This window comes from Vibrio sp. 10N.222.49.C9, assembly GCF_041474985.1.
GTDB lineage: Bacteria > Pseudomonadota > Gammaproteobacteria > Enterobacterales > Vibrionaceae > Vibrio > Vibrio crassostreae_C.
Genome location: NZ_JBFRVD010001250.1, coordinates 1 through 258, shown reverse-complemented (window position 1 = coordinate 258; position 258 = coordinate 1). Strand labels below are relative to the sequence as shown.

Below are 258 nucleotides of genomic sequence, written 5' to 3'. Positions count from 1 at the left end.
CCAACACAAAGGCGTTTTGTTTGTTGCGGATTGGAAATACCTAGAAAGCTGGGGTAGCAACTGGTTCCTAGGCATTGAACCTAACGCATTTGGTGCGATTGGTGCAGCCTTCAACTTCATCGTGGCATTCGCTGTGTCGAAAGTAACAGCAGAAACACCACAAGAAGTGAAAGACCTTGTTGAGCACGTTCGAGTTCCAGCAGGAGCAGGCTCAGCTCAAGACCACTAATACAATCTATCCAATCTAGTCCACAAAAG

1 pseudogene is annotated in these 258 nt (G+C 46.9%); it reads left to right on the top strand.

The annotated features are described in order from the left end of the window. A pseudogene (locus AB4585_RS27785) lies at positions 1 to 229 on the top strand (cation acetate symporter); the annotation flags it as partial. Between the last annotated feature and the right edge of the window lie 29 nt (positions 230 to 258).